At 66.7% G+C, this 15,368-nt stretch carries 12 protein-coding genes; 7 read left to right on the top strand and 5 right to left on the bottom strand.

Annotated elements, in window-relative coordinates; all coding sequences use genetic code 11:
- Positions 1-34 precede the first annotated feature (34 nt).
- Positions 35-880, top strand: a complete 846-nt coding sequence (locus J9314_RS04125) for a DNA-formamidopyrimidine glycosylase family protein (protein ID WP_210604672.1) — start codon at positions 35-37, stop codon at positions 878-880.
- A 60-nt stretch (positions 881-940) separates the two neighbouring features.
- Here the strand turns inward: J9314_RS04125 and J9314_RS04130 are convergent, their stop codons facing one another.
- Positions 941-1,621, bottom strand: a complete 681-nt coding sequence (locus tag J9314_RS04130; RefSeq protein WP_210604673.1) for a TetR/AcrR family transcriptional regulator — start codon at positions 1,619-1,621, stop codon at positions 941-943.
- Between the two features lie 48 nt (positions 1,622-1,669).
- Here J9314_RS04130 and J9314_RS04135 point away from each other — a divergent pair, with 48 nt between their 5' ends.
- The 3 genes from J9314_RS04135 (at position 1,670) to J9314_RS04145 (ending at position 4,931) form a co-directional block, all read left to right on the top strand.
- A complete protein-coding gene (locus tag J9314_RS04135) occupies positions 1,670-3,034 on the top strand; it encodes a flavin-containing monooxygenase (RefSeq protein WP_210604674.1) in 1,365 nt (454 codons plus the stop codon).
- Entirely contained in the window at positions 3,031-3,894 is an 864-nt protein-coding gene (locus J9314_RS04140; protein ID WP_210604675.1) for an SDR family oxidoreductase, read from the top strand. Before J9314_RS04135 ends, J9314_RS04140 begins: the two co-directional genes overlap by 4 nt.
- A gap of 71 nt (positions 3,895-3,965) precedes the next feature.
- Positions 3,966-4,931 carry an aldo/keto reductase gene (locus J9314_RS04145; RefSeq protein ID WP_210604676.1) on the top strand — a complete coding sequence of 322 codons (966 nt, stop codon included), beginning with the start codon at positions 3,966-3,968 and terminating at the stop codon, positions 4,929-4,931.
- 90 nt (positions 4,932-5,021) lie between these two features.
- On the opposite strand, the gene J9314_RS04150 is transcribed toward J9314_RS04145, so the two are convergent.
- The 4 genes from J9314_RS04150 to J9314_RS04165 all read right to left on the bottom strand — a co-directional run bounded on the left by J9314_RS04150 (position 5,022) and on the right by J9314_RS04165 (position 11,790).
- On the bottom strand, positions 5,022-6,257 hold the full coding sequence (locus tag J9314_RS04150) for a threonine/serine exporter family protein (RefSeq protein ID WP_210604677.1): 1,236 nt from the start codon (positions 6,255-6,257) through the stop codon (positions 5,022-5,024).
- Between the two features lie 122 nt (positions 6,258-6,379).
- Entirely contained in the window at positions 6,380-8,017 is a 1,638-nt protein-coding gene (locus J9314_RS04155; RefSeq protein ID WP_210604678.1) for a GMC family oxidoreductase, read from the bottom strand.
- 166 nt (positions 8,018-8,183) lie between these two features.
- A complete protein-coding gene (locus J9314_RS04160) occupies positions 8,184-9,839 on the bottom strand; it encodes an amidohydrolase (RefSeq protein ID WP_210604679.1) in 1,656 nt (551 codons plus the stop codon).
- A gap of 7 nt (positions 9,840-9,846) precedes the next feature.
- Entirely contained in the window at positions 9,847-11,790 is a 1,944-nt protein-coding gene (locus J9314_RS04165; protein ID WP_210604680.1) for a primary-amine oxidase, read from the bottom strand.
- Positions 11,791-11,974: 184 nt separating this feature from the next.
- Here J9314_RS04165 and J9314_RS04170 point away from each other — a divergent pair, with 184 nt between their 5' ends.
- From J9314_RS04170 to J9314_RS04180, 3 genes are all read left to right on the top strand, one after another.
- Complete coding sequence (locus J9314_RS04170) at positions 11,975-12,580, top strand: TetR/AcrR family transcriptional regulator (RefSeq protein ID WP_210604681.1); 606 nt, start codon at positions 11,975-11,977, stop codon at positions 12,578-12,580.
- A 151-nt stretch (positions 12,581-12,731) separates the two neighbouring features.
- Positions 12,732-13,679: an AraC-like ligand-binding domain-containing protein gene (locus tag J9314_RS04175; RefSeq protein ID WP_210604682.1), complete on the top strand. Its 948-nt coding sequence runs from the start codon at positions 12,732-12,734 to the stop codon at positions 13,677-13,679.
- A gap of 156 nt (positions 13,680-13,835) precedes the next feature.
- Complete coding sequence (locus J9314_RS04180; RefSeq protein ID WP_210604683.1) at positions 13,836-15,368, top strand: APC family permease; 1,533 nt, start codon at positions 13,836-13,838, stop codon at positions 15,366-15,368.

Genomic DNA, 15,368 nt, shown 5'->3' on the forward strand with positions numbered 1-15,368 from the left:
GTTGGGATTGGGAGGTGTGGAGGATACTGGGACTATGCCGGAGCTGCCCGAGGTCGATGCGCTGGTCGACTTCCTGCGTCCGCGGCTGGTCGGGGATTTCGTCACCCGGGTCGATATCGCCGAGCTCAGCCTGCTCAAGACCGTCGACCCGACCATCGATGCGCTCGCCGGACTTGAAATCACCGAGGCGGCCCGCCGCGGGCGAGCCCTCGTCATCGGTTTCGACGGTCTCGCCCTCGTCTGTCGGTTCGCCCGAATGGGCTGGCTGAACTGGCATGACACCGCACCGAGTGGTCCCATCCGGATGGGGAAAGGGCCGTTGGGAATGCGCGTGAGACTGGCGTCGGGGGCCGCCTTCGACCTCATCGAACCCGGGTCGAAGAAGAACGCCGCCGTGTCCCTCGTCCGCGACCCCTCCGAGGTGCCCGCCCTTGCATCGCTGGGCCCCGACGCCCTGAGCCTCACCGTCGACGGGCTGGCCGCGGCACTGTCGGAGTCGACCTCCCGGATCAAAACGGTCCTCGAGGATCAGAGAACCATCTCGGGCCTCGGCAACGCCTATACCGATGAGATCCTCCACGCCGCCCGGCTCTCTCCGTTCGCGACCGCGAAGACCGTCGACCCGCAGGCGCTGTACAACGCCATCGCCGAGGTGCTCGATGCCGCCCGCAAGGCCCTCATCGGCTTGCCGCCGGGCAAGGTCAAATCCGCGAAGAAACGCGGATTCTCCGTTCACGGCCGCACAGGTGAGACCTGTCATGTCTGCGGGGAGACCATCGCCGAGGTGTCGTTTGCCGACAAGTCCCTCCAGTACTGTCCTGGCTGTCAGGCCGGAGGAAAGAAGCTCTCCGACCGTCGCATGGACCGCCTCCTCAAGTAGGGCCTGACCGCCGGCCCGGACGGCGCGATCGACCAGATCTGCACCGCGTTCGCCGTACTCTCACACCGGGCGGAGGCGGAACTGGCTGTCGGCGATTCCATGGGCGCGCAGGGCCACCTCGGCGATGGCAGTGAGGAACTCATCCCGTGATGACCGTTCATCAGCCGGGGTGTGGATGCGCTGAACGAGGGCCTCGGTGATTCCGCCGACGAGGACGATGCTCGTGAGATCGTGCGAAGCCGCCGGCGCAGGGAGTCCGTAGGCGTGGTCGAGTTCGTCGACGGCTCCCTGCACCGAGGCGGCCAGCAGTCGCATCGTCTGATGGCGCCGCTCCTCGAGTGAGTCGCAGATGCCGACGGCTTCGACCTCGAGGACGCGAGCCTTGCGCTCGTCATCGAGCATCGGGGACAGCGCAGCACCCACGATCTGCCGGGCGGCCTCGGCCAGTGTCGCAGTCGAGGGGATCCGTGCCTCGTCGAGGACCGAGGCGATCTCATAGTTGAGTTCGATGTAGAGGTTCTCGAGAAGGCTTTCCTGAGTCGGGAAGAGCTCATAGAACGAACGGCTGGAGACTCCCGACTCCTGGCACAGAGCCTGCACCGAGGTCTTGCGGAATCCGATCGTTCCGTACAGTTCAAGGGCCGCGTCGAGCAGGCGTGTGCGGCGCGCCGAATCCCGCTCCGACCTGAGGGTGCCGTGCCAGCGACGAGGGGGAGAAGGCTGGGCCGGAGAAGAATCCATGCTCCCATTATAGTGAAAATTTAGATTTTCACTGGCATACTCTGTGATATGGCTTACATGATTCGACAAGGTCGTCGCGCTCCGGCCCTCACCTCTCCGATCACCCCGGACCCCTCACTGCCGAAGGTCTGCATCATCGGGGCGGGATCCTCGGGGATCGCCGCCGCGAAGACCCTCTACACCTCGGCCATCCCGTTCGACTGCTTCGAGAAGGGCAGCGAAATCGGGGGCACATGGCTCTTCGACAACCCCAACGGCACAAGCGCGTGCTACGAGACCCTGCAGATCAACACGTCGTGCCCGCGCATGGCCTTCTCCGACTTCCCGATGCCCGAGCACTACCCGCACTATGCTCGCCACGACCAGGTCTTCGACTATTTCCGCGACTACGTCGACCACTTCGGATTCGGTCATACGATCACGTTCAACACCGAGGTCACCGATGTTCGCGAAGGCGGCCGCGGCGGTTGGGATGTCGACATCACAACCGAATCCGGTTCCGAGACCCGCCACTACGACGCCGTGCTGGTCGCCAACGGCCACCACTGGGACGCCCGCTGGCCCGAACCTGCCTACCCGGGTGAGTTCGACGGCGAACAGATCCACGCCCACGACTATCGCAGCGGTGACCAGCTCGAGGGCCGCGATGTGGTCGTCGTCGGTGCCGGAAACTCAGCCATGGACATCGCCGTCGAAGGCTCGCACCGCGCCCGCAGCGTCAACCTCTCGATCAGACGCGGCCAATGGGTGATGAAGAAGACGATCATGGGCATGGCCGCGGACCAGATCGTCCTGCCCGGGTGGGCACCGTGGTGGATGACTGCGGCCCGGCTGCGCCTCGGCGCGATCCTCTCCGGCGGGTTGACGAGGTATGGGCTGCCGGTGCCCGGCCACACGCCGGGCCAGTCCCACCCCGTGCAGTCGGATGCCATCCGGGATCGGCTCAAGGCCGGTGCCGTGACGGTGAGTCCCGGGATCGAACGCCTCGAGCACGACCGCGTCGTCTTCGCCGATGGGACCTCGGCACCGGCCGACCTCATCGTCTGGGCCACCGGGTACCGAGTGTCGTTTCCGTTCCTGTCCTCCGATGTCGTCGATGTCGAGAACAACGACCTGCCGCTGTGGAAGCGGATTGTCCACCCCGACCGGCCGGGTCTGTTCTTCATCGGCCTGCTCCAGCCGGTGGGTGCGGTCATGCCGCTGTCCGAAGCCCAGTCGAAGCTGGTGGCGAAGATCCTCACCGGCACCTGCGAGCTGCCGAGCCGTCGGGACATGGTCCGACAGATGGCCCGCGATGACGCACGGAACAAAAGGCAGTTCTACGATTCGCCCCGGCACACGATGGAGGTCGACTTCGACCACTACCTCTGGGAGATCGAACGCGAGATGAAGAAGGGAGCGGTCGCAGCATGAGCAGATCGAGAGAAGTCACAGGAAAGGTCATCGCAGTCACGGGCGGTGCCCGCGGAATCGGACGTGCGATTGCCGAGCGTCTCACCGCCGCCGGGGCTAGAGTGGCCATCGGCGATCGCGACCTCGAAGCGGCGCAGGAGACGGCCGCAGAGCTGGGTGTGCGAGCATACTCGCTCGACGTCGCCGACAGAGACTCCTTCGACGACTACCTCGGTGCTGTCCGCCGCGACCTCGGCCCCATCGATGTGCTCATCAACAACGCGGGCATCATGTGGGTCGGATCCTTCGAGGAGGAACCGGATTCCGCGGCTCGCGCTCAGCTCGAGGTCAACCTCCTCGGTGTCATCAACGGCGTCAAGGCCGCGGCACCCGCGATGCGCGAGGCCGGGCGGGGTCACCTCATCGCGGTCGCCTCGGCGGCGTCGATCCTGCCGATCCCGGGGGAGGCGACGTATGCCGCGACCAAGGCCGGGGTGCTCGGCTACTTCCGCGCGGTGCGTGCGGAGATGCGGGGGAAGGGAGTGGACACGAGCGTCATCATGCCCGCCGTGGTCGACACTGCCCTCGCTACCGGCACCGGCACGGGGGTGGTCCGACTGCTGCGTCCCGACGATGTCGCCCGCGCCGTCGTCGAGGTCGTCGTCCGGCCCCGCTTCGAGATCACCGTCCCCGGTTTCATCGGTTCGGCCACTCGGTGGGTCAGCCTGCTGCCGCAGCGGCTCAAGGACCGCGCGTTCGTCGCCATGGTCCCCGACCAGGTGGCGCAGGTGCGGGCCGGGGCCCGCGCCGGCTATGAGACGGCGACGTTCACGACCTCCCGCGCGCGGCAGAGGTCACGGCGGGCCGCCTCGGCGGAATAGTCCTCCACACCGATCCGTTGTGCGGGGGCGTGGTCCACACGCGGCCGATCACTCGATGAATGGAGGAACTCTTGACGTCCCGAAAACAGATTCCCGGCACTGACCTGTCCATCTTCCCGATCAACCTCGGCACGAACACCTTCGGGTGGACGGCCGATGAGGCGCAGTCCCATGCCGTCCTCGACGCCTTCGTGGCCGGCGGCGGCAATTTCCTCGACACCGCCGAGTCCTACCCTGCGTGGGTGCCCGGCAACACCGGCCGCGAATCCGAGACCATCATCGGCACCTGGTTGGCTGCCCGGGGCAACCGCGATGACGTCGTCATCGCCACGAAGGTCGGCGATCATCCCGATCATCAGACCCAGGACCCCGACTACATCCGGACCGCCATCGACGCCTCGCTCGAACGTCTGCAGACCGACCACGTCGACCTCTACTATGCCCACCGTGACGATGAGGTGACTCCCATCGCCGAGGTGGCCCGGGTCTTCGACGAGATCGTGCGTGCCGGAAAGGCCACGCACATCGCCGTGTCGAACTATTCGCCGGCGCGCCTGGCCGCGTGGTTCGCCGCCTGCGAGGACGAAGGGCTCGTCAAGCCGGTGGCCATCCAGCCTCAGTACAGTCTCGTCTACCGTCACGAATACGAGACCGATCTGCGCCCGGTGGTCGAGCGGCGTGATCTTGCGGTGTTCTCCTACTTCAGTCTCGCTGCGGGCTTCCTCACCGGCAAGTACCGCACGGAGGCCGATCTCGAGGGGGTCGATCGCGGTGGAATGGTGCAGGGTTACTTCAACTCCGCGGGGCTCAAGGTCGTCGACGACCTCGTGGCGATCGCGAAGTCCCATGAGGTGGAGCCGACGACGGTGGCGCTGTCCTGGCTTCTGGCCAAGGGTGTGACCGCACCGATCGCCTCGGCTCGTAGACCTGAGCAGCTCGAGTCGCTCATGGCCGCACCCGCACTCGAGCTCAGCGCGGATGAGATCGAACGACTCGACCTGGTCTCGGCACCGTTTGCCGAGGAAGAACCTTCCTGAGGATTCCTTCCGCACCCCCAGAACTACCTGACGGCGGCCCAGCACCCTCGCAAGGTTGCTGGGCCGCCGTCAGGTAGCACGGGAATGGTTTCAGGCGACGATTTCGTCCTTGGGTTCGGCGGCGTGGGCCAGCGCCGAGCCGATGACGGTGCCGATGGCGATCGTGAAGAACGTCGTCGCGGCGGCAAGCAGGCTGCCGGCGACTCCGGATCCGTCGCCGAATTCGATCTGCGAGGCGTTGAGCAGGCCGAACGACCCGGGTGCCACGATGAGGAAGGCCGGCACGAAGCTGATCCGCCAGATCGGTCCTGTCGGCACCCGTGAGAGCACAACGGCCACGAGCGAAGCAGTCAGAGCCCCGGCGAGACCGCCGATGGCCGCACCGAACTCGGCACCGAGACCCAGCTGGGCAAGGGCCGCGGCGGCGATCGTGAGCACGATCGGCACGGTGTGTTCGAGCGGGGTGTGCAGGTAGAGGATGAGCCCCAGGGTCGCCGCGGCCACCCCAAGGGCGGAGAGCCACCAGGTGGAGTCGGTCAGCTGGGAGTTCGCGAGCGCCTCGGCGCCGGTGCCCGTGACGACGGCTGCCCCGGCGACACCGGCGATGAACATGGCCAGCTGCACCGTGGAGGATACGAGCCGAGAGCTGCCGGCGGACAGTGCACCGGCGGAGATCTCGGTCAGCCCGGTGACCACGGCGCTGCCGGGCAGCAGCAGCGCCAGGGTGGCGACGATCGTGCGCAGGGGGCTCTCCAGCCAGTCGAGTCTGTAGCCGATGAGCATGAGGACGCCGACGATGAACGCCGAGGCCACGGGCAGCAGCGGGCCGAGGCTGGCATGGCGGCTGTTGATGGCGAGCACCCCGGCGACGATGAGTGAGCCGATCGCGGCGAAGGCGAGATTGACGAGTCCGGGTTCGAGCAGCAGGCACAGCCCGATGCCGATCGGGACCGCGCCGAGGTGGGAGAGCCAGACCGGCCACCACGGGGCGGTGCCGTAGACCTCCGTGTCGATCATTCTCCGCACGGCATCGATGCCGAGTCGGCGGGATCTCAGAGCATCGACGATGTCGAGCAGCTTCGCGGTCTGGTCGAAGCGCAGGTCCGGGCCGATGCGTTCGAACCGAGTCGCGCTGTCGGACCCGATCGTGAGGAAGAGCCCCTTGGGCAGGGCCGCGACGTTGATGGACTTGAGGCCGACAGCAGGGGCGAGCCCGGTCAGGGCGTCTTCGACGTCGACCGAGGAGATCCCTCCGGCGAGCAGACCGGCCCCGATGGTGACGAGAAGGTCCTGAGCGGGAACGCTCGCATCGCTTCCCTCGTCCACTCGGTCCCTCCCTCGTTCGCAGCCCACCGACGAACACGAACCTACCAGCCCCTGCTACCCGACGGCGGCCCAGCACCCTCGCGCGAGGTATCTGGGCCGCCGTCGGGTAGCAAAAGGGGGAGTCAGGGGGCGGTGATTCCCTCGGTGGGTGAGCCGACGAGGGCTGCCGCGGCGCGCTCGGCGATCATGATCGTCGGGGCGTTCGTATTGCCCGTGGGCACAAGCGGCATGATCGAGGCATCGGCGATGCGCAGCCCCGACAGCCCATGGACGGCGAAGGTGGAAGGATCGACGACGGCGGACTCGTCTTGGCCCATCCGGCACGTGCCGACCTGGTGGTGATAGGTGACGACGGACCCGCGGACGTAGTCCTCGAGGTCCTCATCGGCGACCTCGGGACCAGGGAAGATCTCGGTCGGCGCCCACGGTGCCAGGGCCTCGGCGCGGCCGATCTCACGACACTGCTTGACCGAGGCGACGAGTGCGTCGACGTCGGCCTGTTCGGAGAGTACCTGCGGATCGACGATCGGCGGATCCTGCGGATTCGGTCCGCTCAGTCGCACCTCGCCGCGACTCTCGGGACGCACCAGCCCTCCCTGCAGGGTGAACGCGCCACCCGGCCCGGGTCCGATCTGCGCCGCCGGCGCCGAATCCTGCGCGTACATCGGCACGGAGAAGAACAGCGGCTGAGTGTCGGGCACGGGCAGCTCGGGCTTCGACTTCCAGAACAGATGCACCTCGGCGGGCGCGACCTCACCCATCGGCACCTCGGTGTCTCCGGTGGCGAAGACGACGGGAGAGAGCCAATGGTCCTGGAGGTTCTTGCCGACCCCGGGCAGATCGTGGACGGGCTCGACCTCGACGTCGCGCAGCTCCTCGGCGGGGCCGATCCCGGAACGGAGCAGGAGCTCGGGGGAGGCCAGCGCACCCGAGGTGAGGACCACCTCGGCGCCGGTGAGCGTGCCCACCCGACCGCGGAAGTCGACCTCGAGGCCGGTCACCTGTTTGGACTCGTCGATCAGGAGGCGGCGGGCGTGGGTGGAGGTGAGGATCGTGAGATTCCCATCGCCGAGGCGGGGCTTGAGGTAGGCCCGCCACGTGTTCAGCCGTTTGCCGTCGCGGACGTTGAGCTGGATCTTCGCCACGCCCTCGACGCTGCCGGAGTTGTAGTCGGGGTTGAGCGGCAGTCCCGTCTGCTGGGCGGCTTCGAGCATGTCGTTCTGCAGCGGGTTGCGCTCGTAGTCGATGCGCACGTCCATGGGGCCGTCGGTGCCGCGGGTCTCGGTGATCTCGCCGTCGAAGTTCTCGATGGCCTGGAAGACGGGCGAGACCTCGTCCCAGGACCAGCCGGGGCAGCCGGCAGCGACCCACTGTTCGTAGTCCCATGCGTCGCCGCGGACCCAGATGACGGCGTTGAGCGCGTTGGATCCGCCGAGGACCTTGCCGCGGGGGAGGTGGATCTTTCGGTTCATCGCGCCGGGCTGCGGGGTCGTGTAGTAGTCCCAGTCCTGGGCGGAGTGCCAGATGAGGCCGAGGTTGTTGAGGTGATCGATGTTCGGGTTCGTCTCATCGCCGCCTGCCTCGATCAGGCACACCTTCTTGCCGGCGTCGAGGAGGCGGCGGGTGATCACGCAGCCGGCGGAACCGGCGCCGACGACGATGTAGTCGAAGTGCTCGGTCGGCAGCGCGGTGGGGAAGTTCTCGGGGTGGTCGCTGATGGCTGCGGCGGCGGTGCTCGCGTTCTCGGCTGTGGAAGTCATGCCGTCAGGCTAGTGAGGCAGGTCACCGAGGCGGAAGTGGTCGGCGGAGAATCCGCGCGCGTCGCCAAGTGGAGATGGTCAGCCGCGCACGGATCGTCAATTCCGGGCCTGGCCCTTCGGGCGCTCAGCAGTCCGCTGTCGGGAGGTCCTGTTGTCTGCTGTTGGATCAGTCAGGCTGAGGGGGAGTCGGATGCACGAGTCGTCCTGAGTAGTAGGTCTGTTGGACTGAAGTCTCGTGAATCGTGGCGGGGTCAGCGGCAAAGAGATCACGGTCGAGCACGATGAAATCCGCAGCCAGTCCGGGACGCAGCATGCCAGTCTCGTCGCCCAGTCCCATTGCCTCGGCCGGATTTCGAGTGAAGGCGGCGATCGCCTGCTCCACCGTGAGGGCCTCGCCGGGATTGAGTCGGCCGGGCACCTCCGGGTCCGGGTTCGCGCGAGTGATGAGCGTGGCCAGACCCGTCCATGGGTCCGGTGTCGGTGCCGCACACGGCCAGTCGGAACCACAGGAGACACGAGCACCGGACTCGACCAGGCGACGCAGCGGCCACGACCGGTCGAAGGTCTCCGCAGGCACCTGCTTCTTCATCGATTCCTGCATCACGGACGGGAACCACAGGTAGGGCGAGGCATCGGGCACTACGTCGAGTTCGGCGAAGCGAGGCAAGTCGTCGTCATGGACGAATTCGACGTGCGCGATGTGGAACTTCGCGTCCCATCCGCGCATTCTGCGCACCTCTTCGACCGCGTCGAGGATCAACCGCACCGCGCCATCGCCGGTGGCATGGAGCTTCGCGTTCAACCCTCGATCGACAAGCGCGAGCAGCGAGGTCGTGAGTTCGTCGGCATCCCACAGCGTCTCGCCCGTGAAATTCGGGTCATCATCGGCATGATTGCACCGGTACGGGTGGATGAGGGCCGCGGTCCGGGTCATCGGGACTCCATCGAGCACGTACTTCGCAAACGTCGGATGCACGTGCCGCGAATGACTCTCGTCCCCGACGCGGTAGAGCTCCTCGCCGTTGATCCCCTCCTCGAGGAAGGGGCGTGAGGGCATCGAGGCCACCACATGGGCAGTGAGGTCTCCCGCCTCATCGATGTCGTGCAGGGTCCGCAGGGCGTAGTCCATCGTCGCCGATTCCTGCACCGCGGTGATCCCGTAGGAATTCAGTGTTCTCACCGCAGTGGTGAATGCCTCCGCGTGAAATCCCTCGACATCGCCGATCGTGTCCATGACGGCCGCCTCCGCCGGCCCGCATGCGAGTTCGGTGAGCACGCCGTTGAGCCTGCCCTCCTGATCCCTGACATAGGACCCGCCCTCGGGTGGTGGGGAGCTCTCATCGATCCCGAGGATCTCAAACGCCGCCGAGTTCACCCACCGGTTGTGCATAGTGTCATCGCGCAGCAGCACCGGATGGCCGCCTGCCGCGTCATCTAGCGCGGCGAGATCGTGGTGGGTGAGGTCGTCCATGACCGTCGATCCGACGATCCCGCCGACGATCCATTCGCCCGGCTCCAGGCGCTCGCGCCACGCGCGGACCTTGCCTGCGATCTCGGCCACCCCATCGCTGGGCAGGACAGGCATTTCGAATGCCAGCTGTCGACCGCCGAGGCCGAGGTGGGCATGCACATCGACGAGTCCCGGCATCGCGAAGTTGCCATCGAGGTCGATCACCTGGGTCTCTGCCGTCGACATCGCCCGCACTTCGACATCGGAGCCGAGGGCACTGATCCTGCCGCCGCTGACGGCGAAGGCCTCGACGAAAGGGCACTCGGGGTCGCCGGTGAAGATCCGGCCGTTGATGACGAGGATTTCTGGCATCAGAGGCTCACTCCTCGCAGCAGTGGCCGCCGGATTCCGGTGCCGGGACGTCGAGCACGGGGGAGCGGTCGAAGAAGCCATCGGGTCGGAGTTTGAAGCCGACGGTGTCGACGGGCATGATCGGCCAGTCCTCGACCCGCGGGAAATGCGTGAGGCCGAAGCTGTGCCAGAGCACGATGTCCTCACCGTCGACGCTTCGATCGGCCGCCGTCCACGCGGGCAGGCCGGCCCCGCCGGAGTGCTGGTTCGGGAAGTCCCCGGTCGGATAGCGCTCGTCCTCGTGATACTGCGACACCCACAGCGCCTTCGACGCGAACGTCGCCCGCCGATGGATCGACGAATCCTCGGCCGCGAGCAGCGTCGGCAGGCCCGTCGGGTGGAGCTTGTAGCCCACCGGTTCGCCGAGGCGGTTGGCCGACTTCGGATTCGTCACCACCCAGGTCCGTGCCTTCGACTGATCCGCGTCCCGCTGAGCGGCCAGCTCGGTGCCCAGCACCGTCCGCGACCGGGAGAACGCATTGCCGCGCGGGTTGTCCTCCGAGACCGGCAGCCGCACGGCGTCCTCCTCCTCGACCCGGCACCGACCGCCGTCGAGGGCGAAGTCGAGACGGGCTCCGAAGAGGTGCTGGTGGAACGGGGCACCGAGTCCCGGAGCGATCTCCGACGCGAAGTCGCTCGACCCGTTCGGCAGCGCCGAGGTGAAGACCACACCGGTCGCCTTCGCCTCGAACTCGATCGTGCCGTCGAGGTAGAGATACCAGTAGAAGCCGTAGTCGTAGTTGCCGACCGTGGTGAAGAACGAGACGACGAAACGACGGTTGCGCCTCGTGTACGCCACCCCCGACCACAGGTCGGAGTGCTTGGCGAGGATCGAAGCGTCCTCCTCGTGCATGCAGATGCCGTTCTTGATCTGCCGGGGCTCGCCGAGGTTGTTGACCACCCAGGGGGACAGATACGTGATGTCGCCGAGGCAGTCACACCCGAGTTCGAGCGAGTTCGCCCACTGCCCGACGAGGTATTCGCCAGTGTCGAAGTAGTTCTGCCACGACCGCACCGGCGAGGGATCACCGTAGGGCACGACCATCTCCGCGATCGCCGCCCGGTCGAGGATTTTGCGACGGCGCTCGCCGTCATCGAAGGCGATGTTGTGCAGCACGAGTCCCTCGCGCATGTCGAAGCCGACATCGAGCGACCACTTCTCCCACTCGATGTGATTGCCGTCGGTGAGGGTGAAGCTCGGGCCCTCGGGCTGGGTGATCTCAATCGGCTTCTGCGTAGTGCGCACCGGTCCCGTGAGCTCGGGGTCGGTGTAGTTGCCGTGCTCGACGGGCACGGGCACGTTCTCGAGGTCGAGGATCTGATCGACCGTGCGGTTGGTGACATCGACATAGGCGACGAGGCCGTCGATCGGATGCGCCCACGCCGAATCGGTCTCATGCTGCTGGTGGAAGGCCAGCCCCCGGAGGATCCGTCGTCCCGATTCCTCGGGATATTCGAAGACCCCGGCCGACAGCGGTGCGACGCGAACCTCCTCGAGGGGCAGCCCGCGGCGCTTGAGGATCTCCTGCCAGGTCGGATCGGCGGCGAGCACGGCCTCGACGACCTCGAACTCCTCCTCCATGACCGGGAACTCGCCGTCGACGGTGGAGTCCACCTCGGTGACGGAATCGACGGTGCCGCGGGTGACCGAGACGACGATGTCGAGCGCCGTTCCGGCGGTCTTGTCGAGAACGAGAGCCCGGAACCGACGGTCGACGGCCTCCGGGGAACGCTCGGTCCCGCGGACCGGATCGAGCAGGCCGAGGTAGGCCATCCGGGCGGTGTCGGGGAAGTGACCGGCTTCGCGCAGGGTCGCGGTGACGGCCGTGATCTCGGCTTCGGAGGCCAGCGAGAAAGGCGTCGTCGTGAGGGTGTCGACCGTGGCGGCATGAGGGGTGGTGTGACAGGACATGGTGCACCTTTGCAACGGAGTCTGTGATTCGTTTCACTTTAAAAGCTACACTCGTAGAAAATAAAGTCAAGAGTCGTCTTTGGGCATCGCAGCCCGCGAGGGCGCGATTTGCGACACTGACACCGACGCTGACAGTGACACTGACACCAACAAAAACATCGACACCGACCGAACCGGAGGAGCCATGCCCAAGATCGTCGATCACGACCAGCGTCGTCGCGACCTCGTGCTCGCGACCCGCCGGATCATCGTGCGACAGGGGCTCTCGGGAGCGACGATGCGCGACATCGCCGCCGAGGCGGGGTTTGCCAACGGAGTCATCAAGACCTACTTCGGTGCGAAGTCCGATCTGCTCGCCGCGACCTACCTCGACGTGTTCGAGGCGACGAATCGCCGGGTGGAGGAATCCACCGCGGGTCTGCGTGGGATGGCGGCTCTGCGGGCCTTCGTCGGCGAGGTCCTGCCTGTCACCGAGGAGACCCATGAGGAGGCGAGGGTGGTGCTGTCCTACCTCGCCGAGGTGGCCCAGAATCCCGATCATGCGCGCACGACCGCGGTGACCATGGAACTCTGGGAGGGCTGGATCGTCGCGTGGCTGAGCGAGGCGCGTGAGGACGGCTCTCTCCGCGCCGAGGTCGATGTGGCTCGGGAGGCCGACGTTCTGCTCACCTACCTGCTCGGCGCGCAGACGATGGCGATCGTCGGCGGTGGCCGTTTCGACTTCGCCGGATTCCGTGCCCAGCTCGACTACGGGCTCGGGCGCCTGGAGACCAGGGCGCCGGGCGCCTGAGCACCAGACAACGCGCCATGCCACGACAAAGCGACCAAATGGTCGGTAAATCGTCGGATGGTCGTGACTGACCGCCCGGTTGGGGATAGAGTGGCCGCACGGTGATCGCCGACGCAGGGGCCGGCGATCAAGGGAATCGCTAAGGACATTCATGTTGCTTGAAGGGACCGCCTCGGACTTCGACGGCTGGCAGAGCCTGGTCTCGGACTCCTTCGTGCCGCTCGATACCGAACCCCAGCGCCGAGGCGGCTTCACCGGACGCATCAGCGCCCGCGACTACGACGCGGTCGTGATGTCGCACATCAGAGCCGATCCGCACGCGGTGCTGCGCACGCCGGGACTCATCTCCCGCAGTGATGCCGTGCATGCCGGCGACGACTACTTCAAGGTCTCCCTCCAGCTCGAAGGCCACGGGCTGCTCATCCAGGACGGCCGCGAGATGGCGCTCGCCCCGGGCTCGCTGGCCATCTACGACACATCACGGCCGTACACGCTCAGCTTCGACTCCGACTTCTCCTCCTATGTGATGATGTTCCCGCGCTCGCGGGTGACGATGCCCGTCGACATCGTCAGTCAGCTCACCGCCACGCCCATCGGTGCCGACCACCGCCTCGGTGCTGTGGCCGCCCAGGTCATCTCGCAGGCGGGGGCGATGCTGCCGACGCTCAGCCGATCGGTCGGAGTGCGGTTGGCCGGCAACGTCGTCGACCTGCTCACCACCGTCATGGCCGACGAACTCTCCGGCTCGGGAGCGCCGGAGGAGAAGCAGATCCTGCGCGCCGAGGTCATCGACCACATCGAGTCCAACCTCGCCGATCCGCAGCTCTCACCCTCGACGATCGCGGCGGCCCACTTCATGTCGGTGCGCACCCTTCACCAGATCTTCGAGGGCTCGGGGGAGTCGGTGTCCGGGGAGATCCGCCGCCGTCGGATCGAGAGATGCCGCCAGGACCTCGCCGACCCCCTGCAGCGGCAGGTGCCCGTGGCCGCCATCGGCGCCCGCTGGGGGCTCGGCGATCCGGCCCACTTCTCACGCCTCTTCCGCAGCGTCGTCGGGCAGCCGCCTGCCGGATTCCGGCGGAGCGCCCTGCGCGAATGAGAGTGGCCCAGCCGGGCGCGTGAGCGCGGCAAGCTGTGTGGAGGCGGGTGTGTCGGGTCGCCTGCGCCGATCGTCAAGAACTCCGCCTGCAAAGCCAAGACTCCGCACCCCTCGGTGATCCAGACTGGCAACAGTCATCACTATGAGGTGGATCACATGAGCATTCTCAATTCGGATTCGACCAACGGCGGTCTGGGTCCCCGGGGCACAGCGGCCCCGACGCCGACGGAACCCTCCACGCACCCGGTCACTGCCGGTCTCGATTCGCGGCGCATCGGGGTGCCCGCGCTCGTCTTCATGATCATCGCCGCCTCGGCGCCGTTGACGGTCGTCGCCGGCGGAGTGCCGAGCAACTTCGCCGTCACCTCGCTGACGGGGATTCCGCTCTCCTTCGTCGTCCTCGGCATCGTCCTCATCCTCTTCGCCATCGGCTATGCCGCGATGAGCAGGCACGTGCACAACGCCGGCGCCTTCTTCGCCTACATCTCCAAGGGGCTGGGCAAGCCGGTCGGCATGGGTGCGGCTCTGACCGCGTTGGTCGCCTACAACGCGATGCAGATCGGCATCGCCGGAATGTTCGGGTTCGTCTTCTCCTCGTTCCTCGACACCCTGTTCGGACTGCAGGTCTCCTGGTGGCTCTGCGCCCTCATCGGCTGGGTCATCGTCGGCGTCATGGGTGTCCTCCGCGTCGACTTCTCCGCGAAGGTGCTCGGCATCGTCGTCGGTGCCGAATTCCTCGTCGTCATCGTCTTCGACCTCATCGGCCTCATCCACAGCCCCGAAGGCGTCACGGCCGATGGGCTCATGGTCGATCAGCTCTTCGCTCCCGGTGTGGGAGCCGCGCTGGCGTTCTCGATCGCCGCGTTCATGGGCTTCGAATCGGGTGCGATCTACAACGAGGAGGTCAAGGATCCCAGGCGCACAGCCGGCCGGGCCACCGTCATCGCGGTGAGCATCATCGCCGTCTTCTACGCCATCTCCGCCTGGGCGATGGTCGTCGGCGAAGGGGCTTCGCAGGTCATCGGGCGGTCCCAGCAGTTCGGTCCCGACCTCATGTTCGTCTTCCTCGGCGAGCATGCGCCCGTGTGGTTCGTCGACCTCGCCAACCTCCTCTTCCTCACCTCACTCATCGCCGCCCTCGTGGCCTTCCACAACATCGTCGCTCGCTACTTCTTCGCGCTCGGCCGCGACCGGGTCCTGCCCTCTGTGCTGGCGCGGACCTCGAAGCGGACCGGTGCGCCGGTCGCCGGATCGCTCGCCCAGTCGGGGCTCGCGCTCATCGTCATCCTTGTCTTCGCCGCGGTCGGCTCCGGCAGCGATGACCCGCTGTTCCCCGTCGTCACACTCTTCACCTGGCTGACGAACATGGGTGCCTTCGGGCTCGTCCTCCTCATGGCGCTCACCGCCCTCGCCGTCATCGGTTTCCTCCGCGCCAAGGCGGGTGAGTACTCGCTGTGGACAAGGGCGATCGCCCCCGGCCTCTCGGCGATCGGACTGTTCACGCTGTTTGTCTCCATCGTCATCAACTTCAACGTCCTCATCGGCCTGGAGGGAACCTCCGTGCTGTCTTGGCTGCTGCCCGCGATCGTGCTCGTCCCAGGACTCATCGGCACGGTCTGGGCGATCATGCTGCGCTCGTCGAGACCGCAGCTCTATGCAGGAATCGGATCCGGTGGTTCCCTGGGATGA

Origin of the sequence: Brevibacterium oceani (assembly GCF_017948325.1) — a bacterium.
GTDB lineage: Bacteria > Actinomycetota > Actinomycetes > Actinomycetales > Brevibacteriaceae > Brevibacterium > Brevibacterium oceani.

What these genes read in the sequence shown, in the direction of transcription:
- J9314_RS04125 (WP_210604672.1), top strand. Translation starts at nt 35, where the DNA reads ATGCCGGAGCTGCCCGAGGTCGATGCGCTGGTCGACTTCCTGCGTCCG.
- J9314_RS04130 (WP_210604673.1), bottom strand. Translation starts at nt 1,621, where the DNA reads ATGGATTCTTCTCCGGCCCAGCCTTCTCCCCCTCGTCGCTGGCACGGC.
- J9314_RS04135 (WP_210604674.1), top strand. Translation starts at nt 1,670, where the DNA reads ATGGCTTACATGATTCGACAAGGTCGTCGCGCTCCGGCCCTCACCTCT.
- J9314_RS04140 (WP_210604675.1), top strand. Translation starts at nt 3,031, where the DNA reads ATGAGCAGATCGAGAGAAGTCACAGGAAAGGTCATCGCAGTCACGGGC.
- J9314_RS04155 (WP_210604678.1), bottom strand. Translation starts at nt 8,017, where the DNA reads ATGACTTCCACAGCCGAGAACGCGAGCACCGCCGCCGCAGCCATCAGC.
- J9314_RS04160 (WP_210604679.1), bottom strand. Translation starts at nt 9,839, where the DNA reads ATGCCAGAAATCCTCGTCATCAACGGCCGGATCTTCACCGGCGACCCC.
- J9314_RS04165 (WP_210604680.1), bottom strand. Translation starts at nt 11,790, where the DNA reads ATGTCCTGTCACACCACCCCTCATGCCGCCACGGTCGACACCCTCACG.
- J9314_RS04170 (WP_210604681.1), top strand. Translation starts at nt 11,975, where the DNA reads ATGCCCAAGATCGTCGATCACGACCAGCGTCGTCGCGACCTCGTGCTC.
- J9314_RS04175 (WP_210604682.1), top strand. Translation starts at nt 12,732, where the DNA reads ATGTTGCTTGAAGGGACCGCCTCGGACTTCGACGGCTGGCAGAGCCTG.
- J9314_RS04180 (WP_210604683.1), top strand. Translation starts at nt 13,836, where the DNA reads ATGAGCATTCTCAATTCGGATTCGACCAACGGCGGTCTGGGTCCCCGG.